This window comes from Methanocaldococcus indicus, from assembly GCF_049554935.1.
GTDB lineage: Archaea > AGJL01 > Methanococci > Methanococcales > Methanocaldococcaceae > Methanocaldococcus > Methanocaldococcus indicus.
The window spans coordinates 1,054,044-1,072,102 of sequence record NZ_CP186926.1 but is presented as its reverse complement, the minus strand read 5'-3'; the positions used below and the strand labels follow the sequence as shown (position 1 = coordinate 1,072,102).

Annotated in this window: 25 protein-coding genes; 16 read left to right on the top strand and 9 right to left on the bottom strand. The window is 27.7% G+C overall.

Annotated elements, in window-relative coordinates; genetic code table 11:
* Genes cobK through fen form a run of 3 tightly spaced genes read right to left on the bottom strand, consistent with a single transcriptional unit; the run spans window position 1 to window position 2,854 of the window.
* A complete protein-coding gene (gene cobK, locus ACPB8Q_RS06155) occupies window positions 1-744 on the bottom strand; it encodes a precorrin-6A reductase (RefSeq protein ID WP_423792309.1) in 744 nt (247 codons plus the stop codon).
* A 2-nt stretch (window positions 745-746) separates the two neighbouring features.
* A complete protein-coding gene (gene aroC / locus ACPB8Q_RS06150; RefSeq protein ID WP_423792308.1) occupies window positions 747-1,868 on the bottom strand; it encodes a chorismate synthase in 1,122 nt (373 codons plus the stop codon).
* An 8-nt stretch (window positions 1,869-1,876) separates the two neighbouring features.
* Complete coding sequence (fen, locus tag ACPB8Q_RS06145; protein ID WP_423793419.1) at window positions 1,877-2,854, bottom strand: flap endonuclease-1; 978 nt, start codon at window positions 2,852-2,854, stop codon at window positions 1,877-1,879.
* Window positions 2,855-2,908: 54 nt separating this feature from the next.
* Here fen and ACPB8Q_RS06140 point away from each other — a divergent pair, with 54 nt between their 5' ends.
* Window positions 2,909-3,676 (top strand): hypothetical protein, encoded by a 768-nt coding sequence (locus tag ACPB8Q_RS06140; RefSeq protein WP_423792306.1) that lies wholly within the window; start codon window positions 2,909-2,911, stop codon window positions 3,674-3,676.
* Here the strand turns inward: ACPB8Q_RS06140 and ACPB8Q_RS06135 are convergent.
* Entirely contained in the window at window positions 3,668-4,777 is a 1,110-nt protein-coding gene (locus ACPB8Q_RS06135) for a DNA topoisomerase IV subunit A (protein ID WP_423792305.1), read from the bottom strand. The two genes, ACPB8Q_RS06140 and ACPB8Q_RS06135, sit on opposite strands and share 9 nt — an antisense overlap.
* Before the next feature lie 194 nt (window positions 4,778-4,971).
* Between ACPB8Q_RS06135 and ftsZ the strand changes: the two genes are divergently transcribed.
* From ftsZ to ACPB8Q_RS06095, 8 genes are all read left to right on the top strand, one after another.
* Window positions 4,972-6,069, top strand: a complete 1,098-nt coding sequence (gene ftsZ / locus ACPB8Q_RS06130) for a cell division protein FtsZ (RefSeq protein ID WP_423792304.1) — start codon at window positions 4,972-4,974, stop codon at window positions 6,067-6,069.
* A gap of 9 nt (window positions 6,070-6,078) precedes the next feature.
* Window positions 6,079-6,288 (top strand): preprotein translocase subunit SecE, encoded by a 210-nt coding sequence (locus ACPB8Q_RS06125; protein ID WP_423792303.1) that lies wholly within the window; start codon window positions 6,079-6,081, stop codon window positions 6,286-6,288.
* A gap of 141 nt (window positions 6,289-6,429) precedes the next feature.
* Window positions 6,430-6,615 carry a 50S ribosomal protein L37e gene (locus tag ACPB8Q_RS06120; protein WP_423792302.1) on the top strand — a complete coding sequence of 62 codons (186 nt, stop codon included), beginning with the start codon at window positions 6,430-6,432 and terminating at the stop codon, window positions 6,613-6,615.
* Between the two features lie 10 nt (window positions 6,616-6,625).
* Window positions 6,626-7,054 (top strand): translation initiation factor aIF-2 subunit beta, encoded by a 429-nt coding sequence (locus ACPB8Q_RS06115; protein WP_423792301.1) that lies wholly within the window; start codon window positions 6,626-6,628, stop codon window positions 7,052-7,054.
* Window positions 7,055-7,702 carry a hypothetical protein gene (locus tag ACPB8Q_RS06110; RefSeq protein WP_423792300.1) on the top strand — a complete coding sequence of 216 codons (648 nt, stop codon included), beginning with the start codon at window positions 7,055-7,057 and terminating at the stop codon, window positions 7,700-7,702. It abuts the gene before it with no gap.
* Between the two features lie 2 nt (window positions 7,703-7,704).
* Window positions 7,705-8,271: an RraA family protein gene (locus tag ACPB8Q_RS06105; protein WP_423792299.1), complete on the top strand. Its 567-nt coding sequence runs from the start codon at window positions 7,705-7,707 to the stop codon at window positions 8,269-8,271.
* Window positions 8,272-8,838: a TIGR00267 family protein gene (locus ACPB8Q_RS06100; RefSeq protein WP_423792298.1), complete on the top strand. Its 567-nt coding sequence runs from the start codon at window positions 8,272-8,274 to the stop codon at window positions 8,836-8,838.
* Entirely contained in the window at window positions 8,835-9,320 is a 486-nt protein-coding gene (locus ACPB8Q_RS06095; RefSeq protein ID WP_423792297.1) for a DUF2115 domain-containing protein, read from the top strand. The genes ACPB8Q_RS06100 and ACPB8Q_RS06095 overlap by 4 nt, the downstream gene beginning before the upstream one ends.
* On the opposite strand, the gene ACPB8Q_RS06090 is transcribed toward ACPB8Q_RS06095, so the two are convergent.
* From ACPB8Q_RS06090 to rpiA, 3 genes are all read right to left on the bottom strand, one after another.
* A complete protein-coding gene (locus tag ACPB8Q_RS06090) occupies window positions 9,317-9,973 on the bottom strand; it encodes a biotin--[acetyl-CoA-carboxylase] ligase (RefSeq protein ID WP_423792295.1) in 657 nt (218 codons plus the stop codon). The genes ACPB8Q_RS06095 and ACPB8Q_RS06090 overlap by 4 nt on opposite strands.
* Before the next feature lie 16 nt (window positions 9,974-9,989).
* Window positions 9,990-10,379 carry a DUF2111 domain-containing protein gene (locus tag ACPB8Q_RS06085; RefSeq protein WP_423792294.1) on the bottom strand — a complete coding sequence of 130 codons (390 nt, stop codon included), beginning with the start codon at window positions 10,377-10,379 and terminating at the stop codon, window positions 9,990-9,992.
* Window positions 10,380-10,560: 181 nt separating this feature from the next.
* Complete coding sequence (gene rpiA, locus ACPB8Q_RS06080; protein WP_423792293.1) at window positions 10,561-11,229, bottom strand: ribose-5-phosphate isomerase A; 669 nt, start codon at window positions 11,227-11,229, stop codon at window positions 10,561-10,563.
* 114 nt (window positions 11,230-11,343) lie between these two features.
* On the opposite strand from rpiA, the gene ACPB8Q_RS06075 reads away from it, so the two are divergent.
* On the top strand, window positions 11,344-12,117 hold the full coding sequence (locus ACPB8Q_RS06075) for an ABC transporter ATP-binding protein (protein ID WP_423792292.1): 774 nt from the start codon (window positions 11,344-11,346) through the stop codon (window positions 12,115-12,117).
* Here ACPB8Q_RS06075 and ACPB8Q_RS06070 read toward each other — a convergent pair.
* Complete coding sequence (locus ACPB8Q_RS06070; RefSeq protein ID WP_423792291.1) at window positions 12,114-12,710, bottom strand: hypothetical protein; 597 nt, start codon at window positions 12,708-12,710, stop codon at window positions 12,114-12,116. The two genes, ACPB8Q_RS06075 and ACPB8Q_RS06070, sit on opposite strands and share 4 nt — an antisense overlap.
* Before the next feature lie 6 nt (window positions 12,711-12,716).
* Window positions 12,717-13,553 (bottom strand): nicotinate-nucleotide diphosphorylase, encoded by an 837-nt coding sequence (gene nadC, locus ACPB8Q_RS06065; RefSeq protein WP_423792290.1) that lies wholly within the window; start codon window positions 13,551-13,553, stop codon window positions 12,717-12,719.
* A gap of 115 nt (window positions 13,554-13,668) precedes the next feature.
* Between nadC and ACPB8Q_RS06060 the strand changes: the two genes are divergently transcribed.
* From ACPB8Q_RS06060 to ACPB8Q_RS06035, 6 genes are all read left to right on the top strand, one after another.
* Complete coding sequence (locus ACPB8Q_RS06060; RefSeq protein WP_423792289.1) at window positions 13,669-15,375, top strand: N-6 DNA methylase; 1,707 nt, start codon at window positions 13,669-13,671, stop codon at window positions 15,373-15,375.
* 19 nt (window positions 15,376-15,394) lie between these two features.
* Window positions 15,395-15,556, top strand: a complete 162-nt coding sequence (locus tag ACPB8Q_RS06055) for a hypothetical protein (RefSeq protein ID WP_423792288.1) — start codon at window positions 15,395-15,397, stop codon at window positions 15,554-15,556.
* A gap of 20 nt (window positions 15,557-15,576) precedes the next feature.
* Window positions 15,577-15,873 (top strand): nucleotidyltransferase family protein, encoded by a 297-nt coding sequence (locus ACPB8Q_RS06050; RefSeq protein WP_423792287.1) that lies wholly within the window; start codon window positions 15,577-15,579, stop codon window positions 15,871-15,873.
* Between the two features lie 11 nt (window positions 15,874-15,884).
* Window positions 15,885-16,250: a DUF86 domain-containing protein gene (locus ACPB8Q_RS06045; RefSeq protein ID WP_423792286.1), complete on the top strand. Its 366-nt coding sequence runs from the start codon at window positions 15,885-15,887 to the stop codon at window positions 16,248-16,250.
* Window positions 16,234-16,527 carry a nucleotidyltransferase family protein gene (locus tag ACPB8Q_RS06040; protein ID WP_423792285.1) on the top strand — a complete coding sequence of 98 codons (294 nt, stop codon included), beginning with the start codon at window positions 16,234-16,236 and terminating at the stop codon, window positions 16,525-16,527. The genes ACPB8Q_RS06045 and ACPB8Q_RS06040 overlap by 17 nt, the downstream gene beginning before the upstream one ends.
* A gap of 97 nt (window positions 16,528-16,624) precedes the next feature.
* Window positions 16,625-17,911 (top strand): restriction endonuclease subunit S, encoded by a 1,287-nt coding sequence (locus ACPB8Q_RS06035; protein WP_423792283.1) that lies wholly within the window; start codon window positions 16,625-16,627, stop codon window positions 17,909-17,911.
* Window positions 17,912-18,059 lie beyond the last annotated feature (148 nt).

Below are 18,059 nucleotides of genomic sequence, written 5' to 3'. Positions count from 1 at the left end.
TTATAAATTTTCTTTTAAATAGTTAATAAGCTCATCTACATTATTAAAGACATTAGGATAGTTTAATTTTGGTCTCTCTACAACAATAACATATGCATTAGCTTCTAAAGCACCTAATACTTTCTCTTTAAATCCTCCTGTTTCTCCACTCTCTTTTGTTATTATTGCATCACATCCATAATCTAAGATTAAGTATTTATTCAACTCTTTTGAGAAAGTTCCATACATTGCTACAATATTTTTTTGTGGAAGATAATTTAATGCCTCACTAACTGATATGGGTAAAACTCTTGCCACCACTTTATTTCCTAAAACTTCAACAGCCCTTTTTAAGTTCTTAATTCCAGCCATAAAAAAAACTTTCTTAAATTTTTTAGCTATTTCAAATGCTTCCTCAAAATCTTTAACATAAGTTATATTTTTGTTTTTTATTTTCTCTTCTTTTCTTTCATATCTTATATACTTAACATTAAGTTTTTCACATACTTCCATAGCATTTTTACTGGCATTTATTGCAAAGGGATGAGTTGCATCAATTAATATCTTTATATTATTACTTAAAATTACTTTTTTTAATTTTTCTTTATCTAATGGTTTAGTTATTATTTTAGATGCAAAGGATTTAGCTAATTCTCCTCCATAATCTGTTGTAGATGTATAAATAATATCAATATCTTTTAACTCTCTCTTTATCCCATTTCCAATAATTACACTATCCTTTGTGCCTCCCATTAATAGAATCATAACTATAACCTACATGGGTGTATAAATCCACCTTTAATCATTAAATCTGCTAATGTTATAGCTACCATTGACTCAGCAACAGGAATTATTCTTGGAACTATTATAGGGTCATGTCTTCCTTTTACAGAGAGTTCAACATTTTCAAGAGTTTTTAAATTTATTGTTCTTTGTTTTTTTCTTATAGATGGTGTAGGTTTAATAGCAATTCTCAACACTATTGGTTGTCCTGTTGATATTCCTCCCAAGATTCCACCAGAATTGTTAGAGTAAAATTTTATTTTTTCATCTTCAAAGTATAGCTCATCATTCATCTCACTACCTAACATTTCAGCAGATTTAAAACCTCTACCTATTTCAACTCCTTTAACTGCATTTATACTCATTAATCCTCTTGCCAACTCACCATTTAATTTATTAAATATAGGATTCCCCACACCAACAGGGACATTTAAAACAACAATCTCTATAACACCTCCAACACTGTCTCCTTCTTTCATAGCATTTAATACATACTCTTCCATGTCTCTATAATTTATAGATGGACATCTCAATGGATTTTTTTCTATATTCTCAATTAAATTTTCTAAACTACACTCATTTTCAAAAATTTTAGGATTGTTGTAGTAGTTAAAATCTCCCTCTATATTTCCTACTTTTATAGTATATCCTACAATTTTTATGTTGTAGGTGTAGGATAAAAGTTTCTTAGCAATTGCTCCACCAATAACATGTCCAATAGTTATCCTTCCACTTGCTCTACCTCCTCCTCTATAATCATAATTTTTATATTTCAATCTATAAGTTAAATCTGCATGTCCTGGCCTAACAATATCTTTCAACTCTTCATAATCTTTACTCCTAAAATTTTTGTTATATACTAAACAGCATATTGGTGCTCCAGTTGTCAAATCATTAAAAATTCCAGATAAAATTTCAACTTTATCCTCCTCTTTCCTTGGAGTTGAAAATATAGATTGTCCTGGTTTTCTTCTATCTAACTCCTTTTGAATATCTTCCTCAGTTAGTGGTAAATTAGCAGGACAACCATCTACAACAGCACCAACAGCTTTTCCATGACTTTCTCCAAAGACTGTTACTCTAAACATATCTCCATAAGTGTTCATTTGCTCACCTAAAACCAACTATCTAATGTTTTTTGCTTAGTTTTTGATTTTATAATGTTATAAAGTTTATCAATATGCTTTTTTACTCTTTCAGGATTGAAGTCATTTTCTTCAACTAAAAATTTATATAATCCTTCCTTATCAGGAAGTTTTAAACTTAAAGAGTAGTCATCAGTTACCTTAGGATTTTTAAATAAATTCTTTATTTCATAGTAGTTTTCAACCTCCTTCTCTAAGATTTTTCTTGCTACACCACTTCTTACAAGTTCATAAGCTCTCTTAAATCCTATTCCTTTAACTCCTTTTGGATTGTAATCAGTTCCAATTAATATAGCTAAATCTATTAAACTATCTAAATCTAATTTTAAATCTTCCAAGACCTCATTTAACTCTATCAACTCCAAATTTTCTCCTGTAGATGTTAGATTTCTTACAATTCTTGGGGCACCATATAAAAGAGAATCATAATCTTGACTCACAACTGCATAGACATCTCCTTTTTTAGCCATATAACTTGCCTGTGCTTCTCCTTCTGATGGTGCTTGCACATAAGGAATGCCCATAAGTTTTAGTAGATATTTGCAGTTTTCAATCATCTTGTTATTAACAGAAGATGTTCTCTTAGCATACTTTAATATATCTTCATCTTTTCCTTTTTTTATGGCCTCCTCTAATTTCTCTTTAGCTTTTTCTTTTTCTTTTGCCCTTAGCTCTTTTGTTTTTTTCTTTAATTCAGGATGTTCTCCATCAAACACCCAAATTGGATAAATATCTTTTTCCAATAAATTTATGGTTTTATAGAATATTCCATTATATGCAGATGTTATCTCACCTTTTTTATTTTTTAATGGTGAGCCATCTTTCAATCTAATTGATGATAAAAATTGATATATTGCATTAAATCCATCTATTGCTACCCACTTATTTTTTAAATCTTTAAAATCAATAATTTTTTTAGGAATGTATTCACCAATAGGAACACCCAAAAATATCACCTCTTTAAAATGATAATATTAAAGTAATAAATGCTGTGAATAAATATGTTGTTAGAGATATCTGAAAGATTCATATTTATATTGGAGATATTAGAAAATTATGCAAAACCTGGAAGTGATGAGAGAGTAATAATTAGAAAATTAATTGACTATTTAGAAAAAGGGAAACTTTTAGAGGAGGATATAGAGCCAATTAAAATGAAGATTGTTGAGATTTCTAAAAATCTTGGAAGTTATGAGCTAAGGAAAGAAATTAATTATGCTGTTTATGGAGACAAAAAAAGATTAAATCAGAGTCAAAAACAAAAAATAAAAAAATTAATTGAAGTTTTAGAATTATTAAAGAACTATATTGACAAAAAACCTTTTAAAGATGATTTAGATAGAGATGTTCTTAATTTAATAACATTAAAGATTTTAAGATTAGATAGAGGAATAGTTTTAGATTTTTATAGTGAAGTGAGGAGTATTGGGAATTTAGCTTTAAAAGTTGGAAGTTATGAATTAAAAAGTGAGATAGAACTACTTTTATTAGGTAGAAAGAAAAGAAAAATTTCTGAAGAATTTTTAGAAAAGAAAAGGTTATTATTAGAAAGTTTAGAAATGCTAAAAGAATATATAGAAAATAAAAGAAACAAATCATCTTTTGATTATGAATCCCTCTTTTTAATTAACCTAAAAATTAATAGAGTTGAGGAAAATAAGATAAAAAAGTTCTATGATGAGTTTGATAGTTTATTAAGTATTGCAAGGAAAGTAGGAAATCACAAAATTAGAGAAAAATTAATTATATTAAGAGAAAGTTTAAGGTAGCCATGTGCTATCATCTTTTAACTTCTCTGGAAGATATGTATCAACAACATACTTTAAACCATACTTAGCCAAAGATTGCTGTTCTGCTCTCACTTTCATATCTAACATCTGTTTTAAAGCTTTTTGCCACTCTGGGAAGTTTCTAACAAAATCATCATTCTTTAATCCATCTTTTATTCTCTTAATGTCCTGCTCTTTTAATGGATGTGTTGGTAAGTTGTAATCTATAATATCTTGTGGAGTTATACCTATCAATCTTGCTGATGGAATAGCTAATTTATCAGCCAAATGTATAGATTTCCCACTACCTACCTTTAAAGTTCTATATATATTTAAATAACCATAAGGGTCTCCATCAGTAAAGACATAGACTGGTAAATCAAATTCTTCATGTAATCTCTTTATAAATCTTCTTGTAGCTCTTGCTGGAACCCCTTTTAAGGATACAAGGATACAGTTATGTTTATCCCAAAATCTCTCAGCATTTAACCTTGCAAACATACCACTTGTCTCTATTGCTAATATAAAATCTGCATTAGTTTCTAAGTTTAGCTTAGTTATATCATTTGGAATATTGTATGCACCACTACCTAATCTTCTACAATCAACTACCAACTCACCTTCAGGAGTTTCTTCAATAATCTTTAAATTACCTACAACAGCAGAACCATCCTCTTCTGGGATAAAACCTAAATGTTCTCTTAAAACTCCTAATGCAGCTTCTAAATCTTCTATTACATTGTTAGATGCTTGTTGGTCATCAAATCTTGCCTCTCCCCAGTTTTTTGAAACATAATATGCTTCTCTCAAAGTAGAAAAGTCATCAGTGTCTAATAGTTGTTTAGCAAATTCCATCATTTTAGTTGTTTGAGCAAAGATTTTAGCTTGATTTACTGTTAGAGTTCTCTCTTTTTCTTTTCCAACTAATTTGAAAGAACCTTTCTCTTTATCAAACATAGCATTAGATAAACTTCTTATAGGCATCTTTATCTTTGGTCTTAAACCTCTCATTAAATCATTATACATCTGTTTAGCTAAATCAATTATTTTCTGTTTTGCTATTTCTCTTGGTTTTTTTGGTAATTTTGGAATTTTTGCCATAATATCTCACAACAAAATATTTTTAAATTTGAGGAATAATTATTAAAAAAACAATACATTTTTATACTCCTTATATGAATTTATATTCACATAGTAGAATTTAAAGGTAATATAAGGTAATATATTAATGTGACAAGTAATATATATACAATAATTATAATAAAACATAATATTTGCTGTCAAGGTGAATAGTTGTGAAATTTTTAGAGAAAGTTTTAAAAGATGAAGAAGTTCCATTAGAAGATGATATAGAATTATCTGAGGATGACAAAATATTATTAGAGTTCCTACAACAAACAAGGGCAAGAATTACTGTTGTAGGTTGTGGAGGTGCTGGGAACAATACAATAACAAGATTATATTTAGAAGGTATTGAAGGAGCTAAAACAGTTGCTATAAACACAGATGCTCAACAACTTATAAGAACAAAAGCAGATAAAAAAATCCTTATTGGGAGAAAATTAACAAGAGGGCTTGGAGCTGGTGGAAATCCAAAAATTGGAGAAGAAGCAGCTAAGGAGAGTGCAGAAGAGATTAAAGCAGCTATTCAAGATTCTGATATGGTATTTATTACATGTGGATTAGGAGGAGGGACTGGAACAGGTTCTGCTCCAGTTGTTGCTGAAATAGCTAAAAAAATAGGTGCTTTAACTGTTGCAGTTGTTACTTTACCATTTGAAATGGAAGGAAAAGTTAGAATGAGAAATGCAATGGAAGGTTTAAAGAAGTTAAGACAAAATACTGACACATTAGTAGTTATTCCAAATGAGAAGTTATTTGAAATTGTTCCTAAAATGCCTTTAACATTAGCTTTCAAAGTAGCTGATGAAGTTTTAATAAACTCTGTTAGAGGATTAGTAGAGTTAATAACAAAAGATGGATTAATTAATGTTGATTTTGCAGATGTAAAAGCTGTTATGTCTGATGGAGGCTTAGCAATGATTGGGATAGGGGAAGGAGAGGGAGAAAAAAGAGCTAAGGAAGCTATAAACCAAGCTCTAAAATCTCCATTGTTGGATGTTGATATTGATGGTGCTAAAGGAGCCCTAATCCATGTAATGGGTCCTGAAAACTTAACATTAGAGGAAGCTAAGGAAGTTGTTGGAACAGTCTCAGAAAGGCTAGACCCAGAAGCTACTATTATATGGGGGGCTACAATAGATGACAAATTGGAAGATACAGTTAGGGTATTATTGGTTGTTACAGGAGTACAATCAAGAGTTGAATTTAGTGAAACAGGATTAAAAAGAAAGAAAATAATTAGAGAAAAATTAAATATTCCAAAAATTTAAGGGATATTTATGGATAAAACAGAAATATATAGAATTATAGAAGATTTTAAAGAATTTATTGAAGAATGTAAAAGAGTTTGGTTGGTTTTAAAAAAACCTACAAAAGATGAATATATACAAGTTGCAAAAGTAACAGCTTTTGGAATAACATTATTAGGAGTTATAGGTTATATAATTCATGTTCCAATACAGTATTTAAAAACTATATTAAAATCTTAATTATAACTTTTTTATATAAGATACTAATAATAACTAATGAAACCTTTTTATACATTATTTATACATTATATCCCTATTATTCTCTAACTACTCAAATTGGTAAAATTAAAAATTATTTATAACTTATAAGGAGGGAAATAAATGACAAAAGGAACACCATCAATGGGTAAAAGAAATAAAGGAAGTTATCATATAAGATGTAGAAGATGTGGAAGAAGAGCTTATCATGTAAGAAAAAAAAGATGTGCAGCATGTGGATATCCAAACCCAAGAATGAGAAAATACTCATGGCAAAATAAAAAAGTTAATAAGAAAAGAATAAGATAAGTGAAGAGATATGAAAGTTGATGAACTTGATTTATATGACTATAAAACACTTTTAAAAAGAGCAAGAGAACAAATTCCTGATTATGTTTTTGAAAAAGATAGGTTTGAGCTACCTCCAATAGAGGTAATTATTGAAGGTAATAAAACTATAATTAGAAATTTCAGAGAACTTGCTAAAGCAATGAATAGAGATGAGAACTTCTTTGCTAAATATTTATTAAAAGAAACTGGTAGTGCTGGAACAGTTGAAGGTGGAAGATTAATTTTACAAAGAAAAATTAGCCCTGAATTGTTAAAAGATAGAATCAACTCATTCTTAAGAGAGTATGTCATTTGTAGAGAATGTGGTAAGCCAGATACTAAGATTATTAAAGAAGGTAGAATACACATGTTAAAATGTATGGCTTGTGGGGCTATAAGACCTATAAGGATGTTGTAAATGATTAAAAAATATTTAAATCTTCCATTATATAAAAAAATTTTTTTAACTTATATATTGTGTTGGTTAGGTTTCTTATTCTCTTTTTCATTAGGAAAATTAATATATTACTTATCAAATTTATTTAAATCTAAAAAAACTATTGAAATTACTTTAGATACAATTAAAACAGTTGGAACAGCAAAGTATGAAGTAGTTTCAATGACTGTATCATCAGCAACTAACAACCCATATTTAGATTGCGCTTTATCATATATAATATCTAATTTTACTGGATGTTTAGTTATTATTTTTGTTTTTGCATTATTTGCATACTTAGCTAAAAAAGATAATGAAGATAAAAAAAGATATGAGAAATATTTAACAATTCTCTTTATTATAGCAGTTTTAAATCCTTTAACAGGGATTATTGGATATAAATTGAAATTTACTGCTTTAAAATATGTATTAATACATGGAACTTTTGAATTCTTAGGTTTTGCTATATCTATTGTTTTGGGAGTAGAGTTAGCAAACAAAATATATCCAGTTGTAAATAAATCTTTATCTAAAAATAAGTTATTTCTACTCTTTATTTTAGCATTTATATTCATCTCTATTGCAGGATTTTTAGAGCCAATTAGTTGGTATCTATATTTCAGTGGATAGTTATGTTTAAAAATATATCTACTCCAAACCTATCTGATGCAGGGGCATATACTTTGAATCTAAAACCTATAATAGATATTGATAAAGTTGTGTATGGAGAAGCTGTTACTGTTGAAGTAGATGAAAAAGATTGGGGAACTGTTGTTAAAGCAATTTCTTATGCAAGAAATAAAGTTTTAGTTGTTAAAGTTCATGGAAATTTGGCTGTTTTTGGAGGATTGGCTACTTTAAACTGTAAAGTTAAAGGTGTGAAAGGAGTTGTTATAGATGGATATGTTAGGGACTTAGAAGATATAAAAAAATTAAATTTTCCTGTATTTGCAAGAGGTGTTAATCCAAAAGCTGGAAAACCATTAGATAGAGGAAAAATAAATATTCCAATTGAAATAGATAATATAACAGTTTATCCAGGAGATATAATAGTAGGAGATATTAATGGAGTGGTGGTAATAAAAAAAGAAGACTTAGATAAAATATTAAAAAGAGTTATTGAAATTAAAAATAAAGAAAAAGTTATTAGAGAGAAAATTTTAAGAGGTTATGATTTGAAAGATATACTAAAATTGTAGGTGATAAGAATACGGGTTAAAATAAAAGATATTTTAAAAAATGAATCAACAGTAAGGTATATAGTTAGAGGCTTAATAGATGGGTCTTTATCTGTTTTGGGAGTAGTTATAGGAGCAAGTGTTTCAGGAGATGCAACAACCATTATATCTGCTGGTTTAGGTGGAGGAATAGCTAATGGTTTATCAAATATTTTAGGAGCATTAACAGCTGAAAGAGCATCATTAGAAAGAGAAAGAATACAAAAAGAAAAAAGTTTATTAAAAAATAAGGGATATTTAAAAAAATCAATTTTATATAAAAAAGCTATAAATGAATGTATTGTATGTGGAATTATTGATGGGGTATCTACAACTTTTGGCTCTGTCTTACCAATAATACCATTCTTTGTATTTAAAATAACATTAGCATTATACATATCTATATTAATAACTATATTGTTGTTGTTTATATTAGGAATATATATTGGAAGAATATCTCATGAGAACATTATAATATCTGGACTAAAATTAGTTGTTGGGGCTTTGTTAGTTTCAGCATTATGCTTTATGATTGAGTGGTTGTTGTGAAAGCTAAGGAGTTATTAAAAAAGTTGAAAGAAGAGGCAAAAGATTTTGGAATATATGATATTATAGATATAAAGGTTTTCTTAGAAAAAGATGCTAAATATCTCCCTGAGAAGTATAGGGAGAGCTACATAAATGCTATGCTCAAATACTTTTTAGATACTTTTAAAGAATTAAAGAGACTAAATTTAGAAGATATAGAGGATTATGAGATAGATGAAAATCTATATAGAAAATTAATTGAGAGGATTGAAAATTTTAGGAGATACAATACAAAAGAAGAAGAGAAGTTTATTAAACTTTCTAAGATTATTTGTCCATATTTAAGATTTATAGCCAAAAAACCTTTCCATCCTGAATATTTAATATTTCCTGGAGGTTTAAAAATCATAAAAAAAGGAAATATCTATTACTGTCCAGTTAAAAATAAGCAACTTAATAAATATTCTTTATGTGAATTTTGTATATCAAAACCTTTAAACTAAATTCTTAAATGCACTACTTCCCCAGTAGGATATTTAACTTCTCTATCTCCTATTTTTAAAGTAATTCCATCAAAATCTATATCCCTAACAAAACCTTCAACTACTTTATTTGGCAAAATTAATTTAACTTTTTGGTTTAAAGTGGAAGAATATTTTTTATATTCATCTAATATTTGGTTTTTATCTTTTTTTAAATATTTATTAAATATTTCCAAAAATTTAAATAAAAATTCTAATCTATCAACAAATGTATTTAAATCATATATTGATATTGCTGTATCTAATTCAACTTTATTATAGAAGTTTATTCCTATTCCAATAATAACTCTATCTTTATAACTCTCAATTAAAATTCCTGATAGCTTTTTATTATTAATAGTTATGTCATTTGGAAATTTTATTTTAGCATCTATATTGAATAGTTTAAGTGTTTTAACTATTGCTAAAGGTGTTAAAATAGGATAAATATCTGAAAAATCTTTAACTAAACTAAAATATAATCCTCCTTCATTAGATATCCATTTTCTATCTAATCTACCTCTACCATTAGTTTGTTTATTAGCTAAAACAACAAAATTGTTCTTATTTTTGTCAATTAACTTTTTTGCATAATTATTGGTGCTATCTATTTCTTTTAATACTATTATTTCCATAAACATCAAAAAATATTTATTTTGGAAATGCATCATCTGGTAGGAATTTATAAAGTTCTGGACGTCTTGCTAATGTTAGTATATCATCAAATATTCCAGCAGTTATATCTACTACACCAACAACTCCAACTATATTGTTATCCTTATCTTTTAGAGGAGTTACTATAACTGGCAAACCTTTATAAGGTCCAGTTATTGGAGTAGCTTTTATAGTCCTTCCTATCTGTATAGCCACTTTTAAAACATAACCTTCATAATTTTTATCTACAACATCTCCTTTTTCTACTCTAACACCAGGATAGTTCTTACTTCTCATTGCTACAGGAAGTTTATTAACTAAAAAATGAATAGCTTTTGCTAATTCTACTAAATCCTCAGCTTTGGAGTTTTCAGATATTGTTATCATAATATTTACCTCATAAATATTATATTATCTTTAATAATAACTTAATTTTTATGTTATTTATAATTTATAATTTAATCTTAATAAAGATAATATGATATAGGATATAAGCAGGAAAAGTTAATTAGGAAATTTCTTATAAATATTTAAAAATAGTAATTAATTATTTATTATTTTAACCTTTTTATTTCTTTAACTTTTTTACTTCTTTTTTAGTTGCTACTAACACCTCATCAACTTTTGTAAATATTCCATTTTCTACAACTCCTGGGATTGTATTTATTTCTCTCTCCAACTCTTTTGGATTATCTATATTTTTAGCATACAAATCAATAATAAAGTTTCCATTGTCAGTAATTATTGGTCCTCTTTTTCTTTCAGCTAATCTAATAACAGCATTTCCATAATTAGAAAGTTCTTTCATAACTGTTCTATATGCTACTGGTAAAACTTCAACAGGAATAGGAAACTTTTCTCCTAAACTATTAACTAATTTTGACTCATCAACAATAACAATAAACTTCTTTGCATTGTAATCAACAATCTTCTCCAATGTGTGGCAACCTCCACCTCCTTTAATTAAATTTAAATTTTTATCAACTTCATCAGCACCATCAACAGCTAAATCAATATCATACTCATCTAAACTAACTAATGGAATACCATACTGAATAGCTAAAAATCTTGCTTCATAAGATGTTGGAATTCCAAAAACATTTAAATCTTCTTCTTCCATCTTTTTTGCAAGTTCTCTAATAAATATTGCTGCTGTTGAACCACTACCTAACCCCACAACATATCCATCTTTAATATACTTTAATGCCTCTTTTGCTACTTTCTCTTTCAAGTCCATAATTATTAACACCCTAAAGATTTTTAGTTAAAAAAATTAATCAATATTATATATTTATAACTCCAATACAAAATTTTAGAAATATTAAACTTAAAAACTAAAAAAGTGAAATAAATGAATGTAAAGTTAAAGATTGAAAATCTTACAAAGATTTTTGAATACAATAGGAATAAGGTTAAAGCTCTTGAAAATATAAACTTGGATGTTTATGAAAATGAATTTTTAACAGTTATGGGTCCAAGTGGTTGTGGAAAGACAACATTATTAAGGATTATTGCAGGATTAGACAAACCAACAGAGGGAAAGATTTTATTAGATGGTAGAGAGGTTAAAGGACCTGGAGCAGATAGAGGTGTAGTTTTTCAACAATATACATTAATGCCTTGGAGAACTGTCCTAAAAAATGTGACTTTTGGTTTAGAGATTAAAGGAATTCCTAAAAATGAAAGAATTGAGATTGCTAAAAAGTTTATTAAAATGGTTGGATTAGAAGGATTTGAAGATGCATATCCTTGGCAACTTAGTGGAGGAATGCAGCAAAGAGTTGCAATAGCAAGGACATTAGCAAACAATCCTGAAATTGTTTTAATGGATGAACCATTTGCTGCCTTAGATGCTCAAACAAGAGTAATTTTACAAAATGAACTATTAAAAATTTGGGAAAAAGATAAAAAAACTGTATTTTTTGTAACTCATAGTATTGATGAGGCAATATATCTCTCTGATAGAGTTGTTGTTCTAACAGCAAGGCCTGGAAGAATAAAGGATATTGTAAAGATTGATTTACCAAGACCAAGAGATAGGACAAGTGTTGAATTCTTAGAGTATAAGAGGAAAATATATGACATCCTAAAAGAAGAGGTTATAAAAGCTTTAAAGCAAAATTAAAATAGAAATATATAATCTGGCTCACAAATTACATATATAAGGTCTTTTTGGTTATTTATAATATTTAATTTGTCATTTAAATATTTTCTTAATTTATTTATGTTTATTATGGATGTTGCAAGATACTGAGTATAGTTATGAGTATAAGAATGAACAAAGTATATATTTTCTATATTTGTCTCATTTATAACTCTTAGTTCTGATGCTCTTATATGAAATATTTTAAAATGCTCTTTTGAATTTGGATTCTTTATATCCCAAAATCTATGGCTAATAAACACTTTCTTATTGTTGTTATATAAAAACATATAATCAATTTTTAGGTTCATATCCAACTCTTTAGAAAATTCATGAGAATCATCTTCAATACTTATAAGTTGTCCATTTAAATCATTAAAAGCTAAACATAAGTGGAGTTCAATAATTGGCTTGTATAGTTTCATCCTCATCTCTGCTGTTAATTTTCTAATTTCATAAAACTTCTTATTACAGTTACATAGAAATTTTAGCTCATCTAAAATTTCAGTTTCATTATTTATATATTTAAGAATTTCTTCCTTGATATATTTAGGAGTTTCTATTATCTCCATCATATCCTCCTACACAATATCTAAGCTCATATCAACAGCTTTAACTGAGTGAGTTAAGCAACCTAATGAAATAACATCTACTTTATATTTAGCATATTCTAAAATATTATCTTCATTTATTCCTCCACTAACTTCAACTATTGGCCTATAACTTGTTTCTTTGTAAAAGTTATTTATTATATTTAAAGCTCTACATACATCTTTTGGTTTAAAGTTATCCAACATAACAATATCTACTTTTTCCTCTAATGCAATCTTTAATTCAGTGAAATTATTTACTTCTACCTCTATCTTTTTTGTAAAACTTACTTTTTCTCTAACTTTTTTTATAGCATCTCTCATTCCAAAAGCTTTAATATGGTTGTCTTTAATCATTATACAGTCATCTAATCTAAATCTGTGAGTATCTCCACCAGCTATATATATAGCATACTTTTGAAGAGGTGCTAAAAGAGGTAGAGTCTTTCTTGTCCCAGCAATTCTTACATTTTTATTTACTTCTCTAACTTTTTGAATTATGTTGTATGTTTTTGTAGATACTCCTGAAAGGTGCATTAAAAAGTTTAAAGCTGTCCTCTCTAAAAGAAGAATATCCTTTATTTTTCCTTCTATTTCCAAAATCTCTCCAAAAACTAAATCTCCATCATTAGCTAATTTTTTACATTTTAGATTATAACTCTCAAAAAACTCTTTAATAAAATCTATACCACACAAAACACATTTTTCTTTAGCTAATATTATTGCTCTCCCTTCTTTATTTCCAAAAATTTCAGTTGATACATCAAAAAATCCTATATCTTGTTCTAATGATTTATTTAAAACTTTGAGAGCATAGTTTTTTAACATATATTCACCTTATTTTTTAGATTGTATTATTTTTACAACTATTTATTTAAACATAAAGTATATATACAAAAAAACATAGTTATAATATAATAATAACTATCTATTTGGTGGTAGAATGTTAGAGCCAAGATTCATAAAAGCCTATGAAATATTAAAGGAAAAGTTTGGATACTTCCCATTTACTTATGAAAATGCTGAAAAAGTTCTTAAAGTAAAGTATGAAAATGTGGCAGAAGTTTTATCCAAGTTAGTAAATGCAGGATATTTAGAGAAAAAGCAAGATAGTAAAGATAAAAGGAAGAAGATATATAGAATTGTTGATAAAATGGAAAAAATAAATAGATTAACAAAAGATAAGCTAATTTCCTTATTAAAGCAAGGAGCTGATTTAATTAGAACTCAAGTAGATTACAAAGTTCTTTTGCTATTTCTCTTCTATAAAGCTATAAGTGATATCTATCTTAAAACTGTGGAGAAACTTAGAGAAGAGCATAAAGATTTGGATGATGAAGATGTTTATATTTTAGCTAATGAGGAAGTTTTAGAACTTTATGATATTGAAAATAATAAACTATATACTTGGAACAATGTTAAAAACTCTCCAGAAGAATTTATAAATGCCTTAAATAGAATTGTTGAGCTAAATAGAGGTAAATTAGAAGGATTACAAGAATTAATTAGGAGAACAGGACTACCTTCCCTATTTGAGAATGAAAATAAATACATAGTTCAGCAACTTATTGACTTATTTAGTAAAGTAGATTTATCATCAGTAGATTATGATATCTTAGGAGATGCTTATGAATGGATTTTAAACTACTTTGCACCTACAAAAGCTAAGGAGGGAGAAGTTTATACTCCCAAAGAGGTTAATAAGTTGTTGGCTTATATTATTGAGCCTAAGGATGGAGATATTATTTTAGACCCTGCCTGTGGTTCTGCTTCTATGTTAATAGAACAGTATAAATTCAACAACAATGTTGTTTTAGTAGGACAAGAAAGAAATGAAGTTACAGGAATTTTAGCTAAATTAAACATAATCTTACATGGCATTACTCCATCAAATGCTAAAATATTCATTGGAGATAGTTTAGTAAATCCAAAGTTTGAGAGTTTTTTAAAAGAGCTAAAAAGAGATAAAGCCAATAAAGTTGTAGCAAATCCTCCATGGAACCAAGATGGATATACTGAGGATGTATTAAAAAATAATCCAAAACATTCAGAGATATATAAATATGGATTCCCAAATAAGAACTCAGCTGATTGGGCTTGGATTCAACTAATAAATTACTACACTCAGGAAAAAGCTGGAATAGTTATAGATACAGGAGCTTTATTTAGAGGAGGGAGAGAAAGAGCTATAAGAAAGAAGTTTGTAGATGAGGATTTAATTGATGCAGTTATTTTATTACCAGAGAAGATATTTTACAATGCACAAGCTCCTGGAATTATTTTAGTTCTAAATAAAAATAAATCAGAAGAAAGAAAAGGAAAAATCTTGTTTATAAATGCCTCTAATGAATACATCAATCACCCAGAAATTAGAAGGTTAAATAAACTCTCTGATGAAAATATTGAGAAAATAGCAAAGGCATATAAGAAGTTTAAGGATGTAGATGGATTTTGTAAGGTTGTAGATATTGAGGAGATTAAAAAGAATGACTACAACTTAAATGTTTCTTTGTATGTTTCACCTATTGAAGAAGGGGAAGAGATAGATTTAAAAGAAGTATATAATGAGTTGAATAAACTACATAATGAGTATTTGAATAAGTTTGAAGTTGTTAAGAGTTATTTAGAGGAGATTAATAAGATTGGTTAAAATATTATTGGTGAAAATTATGATAAGAGCAATAATAGCATTAATTGGAGTAGTTGGAGCATTATCAATTTTATTTGGTATAAAATCAGCATTAGTTTCAAATGATACTGGAGTTGATTCATTATTAATTGGAGTTCTATTACTTGTCATATTTATGGTATTGCAAATATTCTTAAAATAATCTTATTTTTTGGTGAAACTATGAAAACTCTCAAAGAAATAAAAGAAATCCTCAGAAAGCACAAAAAGGAGTTAAAGGAGAAATATAAGGTTAAATCTATTGCTATATTTGGTAGTTATGCAAGAGGAGAGCAAACAGAAACTTCTGATATTGATATTTTAATTGATTACTATGAGCCAATAAGTTTATTGAAGTTGATAGAGTTGGAGGACTATCTTTCTGAGTTATTAGGAGTTAAAGTTGATTTAGTTACAAAAAACTCTATTCACAATCCTTACGTAAAAAAATCTATTGAAGAAGACCTTATTTATATTTAACTGGTGGTTAAATGCCAAAAAGAGATACAAAGGCATTTTTGTATGATATTTTATCTTACATGGATGATATAATTGAATTCACAAAAGATATGGATTATGAGGAGTTTATAAATAACAAAGCAATAAAATATGCAGTTATTAGATGCTTAGAAGTTATTGGAGAGGCAGTTAAAAAGATTCCAAAAGATATTAGTGAAAAATATCCTCATATCCCATTTAGAGAATTAGCAAGGATGAGGGATAAATTAATCCACCAGTATTTTGGTGTGGATTATTTGGTAGTTTGGGAAACTGCAAAATACGAAATTCCAGAGATAAAAAGAGAATTTGAGAAGATTATAAAAGACATTGAGGGAGAAAATGAAAACTCTCTCTGAGATTAAAGAAATTCTTAGAAAGCATAAAAATGAGTTAAAGGAGAGGTATAAAGTTAAATCTATTGCTATATTTGGTAGTTATGCAAGAGGGGAACAGAAAGAAACTTCTGATATTGATATTTTAGTTGAATTTTATGAAACTCCAGATTTAATTGAATTTGTAGATTTAAAATATTATTTAGAGGATATTTTAGGACTAAAAGTTGATTTAGTTACAAAAAATGCTTTACATCCAATGATTAAAGATGAAATTTTAAAAGAGGCTGAATATGTCTAAGAATGCCAGAATTAAAAAATCAGATAAAAAATATTTTAAAAGAAATTGAAAAGGAAGAAAAAAACTCTTTCTAAAAAAAAATTTTTGGTGGTTAATTATGGAATTTTACAGAGAAGAGAATTTTAAAGAGATTGAAGAGTTGAGAGTTCCAGGGGATTGGGAGGTTAAAAGATTGGAAGAAATTGCAAAAATAATACAGGGTTTTGCTTTTAAGAGTAAAGAATTCCAAAAGGAAGGCATTCCTCTTTTAAGAATATCCAATATAAAAAAAACAGGAAAAATAATTTTCAATAAAGAGGAAACTGTTTATTTGTCTGAAAAGAAGCTTAAAGAGATAAAAGAGGATATAATTTTAAAACCTAATGATATTGTCATTGCTTTGTCGGGGGCTACCACTGGTAAAATAGGATTATATACATTTAACTATCCAGCATTATTAAACCAAAGAGTTGCTAAAATTGTAGCAAACAATAAAATAGACCAACTTTTTATATATTATGCTCTGTTTTCAAAATCTAGAGAATTATTAAATATGGCTAATCAGATGGCACAACCAAATCTGTCCTATAGAGATTTAAAGAGTATAAAAATCCCACTCCCACCATTAGAAGAACAACAAGCAATAGCCAAAGTATTAAATGACTTTGACAAACTAATAGAAACAATAGAGAAGCAAATTGAGACATTAAATAAAGCAAAAAAAGGAATGATGAAAAAATTATTTACTAAGGGAGTTTTTGAGCATAAAAACTTTAAAAAAACAGAGATTGGAGAGATTCCAGAAGATTGGGAGGTTGTTGAGATTAAAAAGATATTTGATGTAAAAACTGGAACAACACCATCAACTAAAAAATTAGAATATTGGGAAAATGGGGAAATAAATTGGATAACTCCATTAGATTTAAGTAAATTAAAAGAAAAGATTTATATTGAAAATAGTGAAAGAAAAATATCAAAAATAGCATTGGAAAAATGTAATTTAAATTTAATTCCTAAGGGTTCGATTATCATATCAACAAGAGCACCAGTTGGTTATGTTGCAGTTTTAACTGCTGAATCTACATTTAATCAAGGTTGTAAGGGATTAGTCCCAAAAAATAATGATTTGGTTAATTCTGAATTTTATGCTTATTATTTAAAGTTTAAAAAAGATTTACTTGAAAATCTAAGTGGAGGAAGCACATTTAAGGAATTATCAAAATCTATGCTTGAAAACTTTAAAATCCCACTCCCACCATTAGAAGAACAACAAGCAATAGCTGAAAGATTAAAATCAATTGATGATTTAATAGAAATAAAAAGAAAAGAAAAAGAACAAATAGAAAAAGCAAAAAAGAAGGTAATGGATTTATTGCTAACTGGGAAAATTAGGATAAGAAGATAAAATAAGAGGCACTGCTGAGCGAAGCGAGGCAGTGCATCCCGGGTATACCAATAGGGCGGTAGCCCTATGGAAGGTTATGGATTTACTACTAACTGGGAAAATTAGAGTAAAAACTTAAAACACACTTTTTATATAATTTTGGTGATTT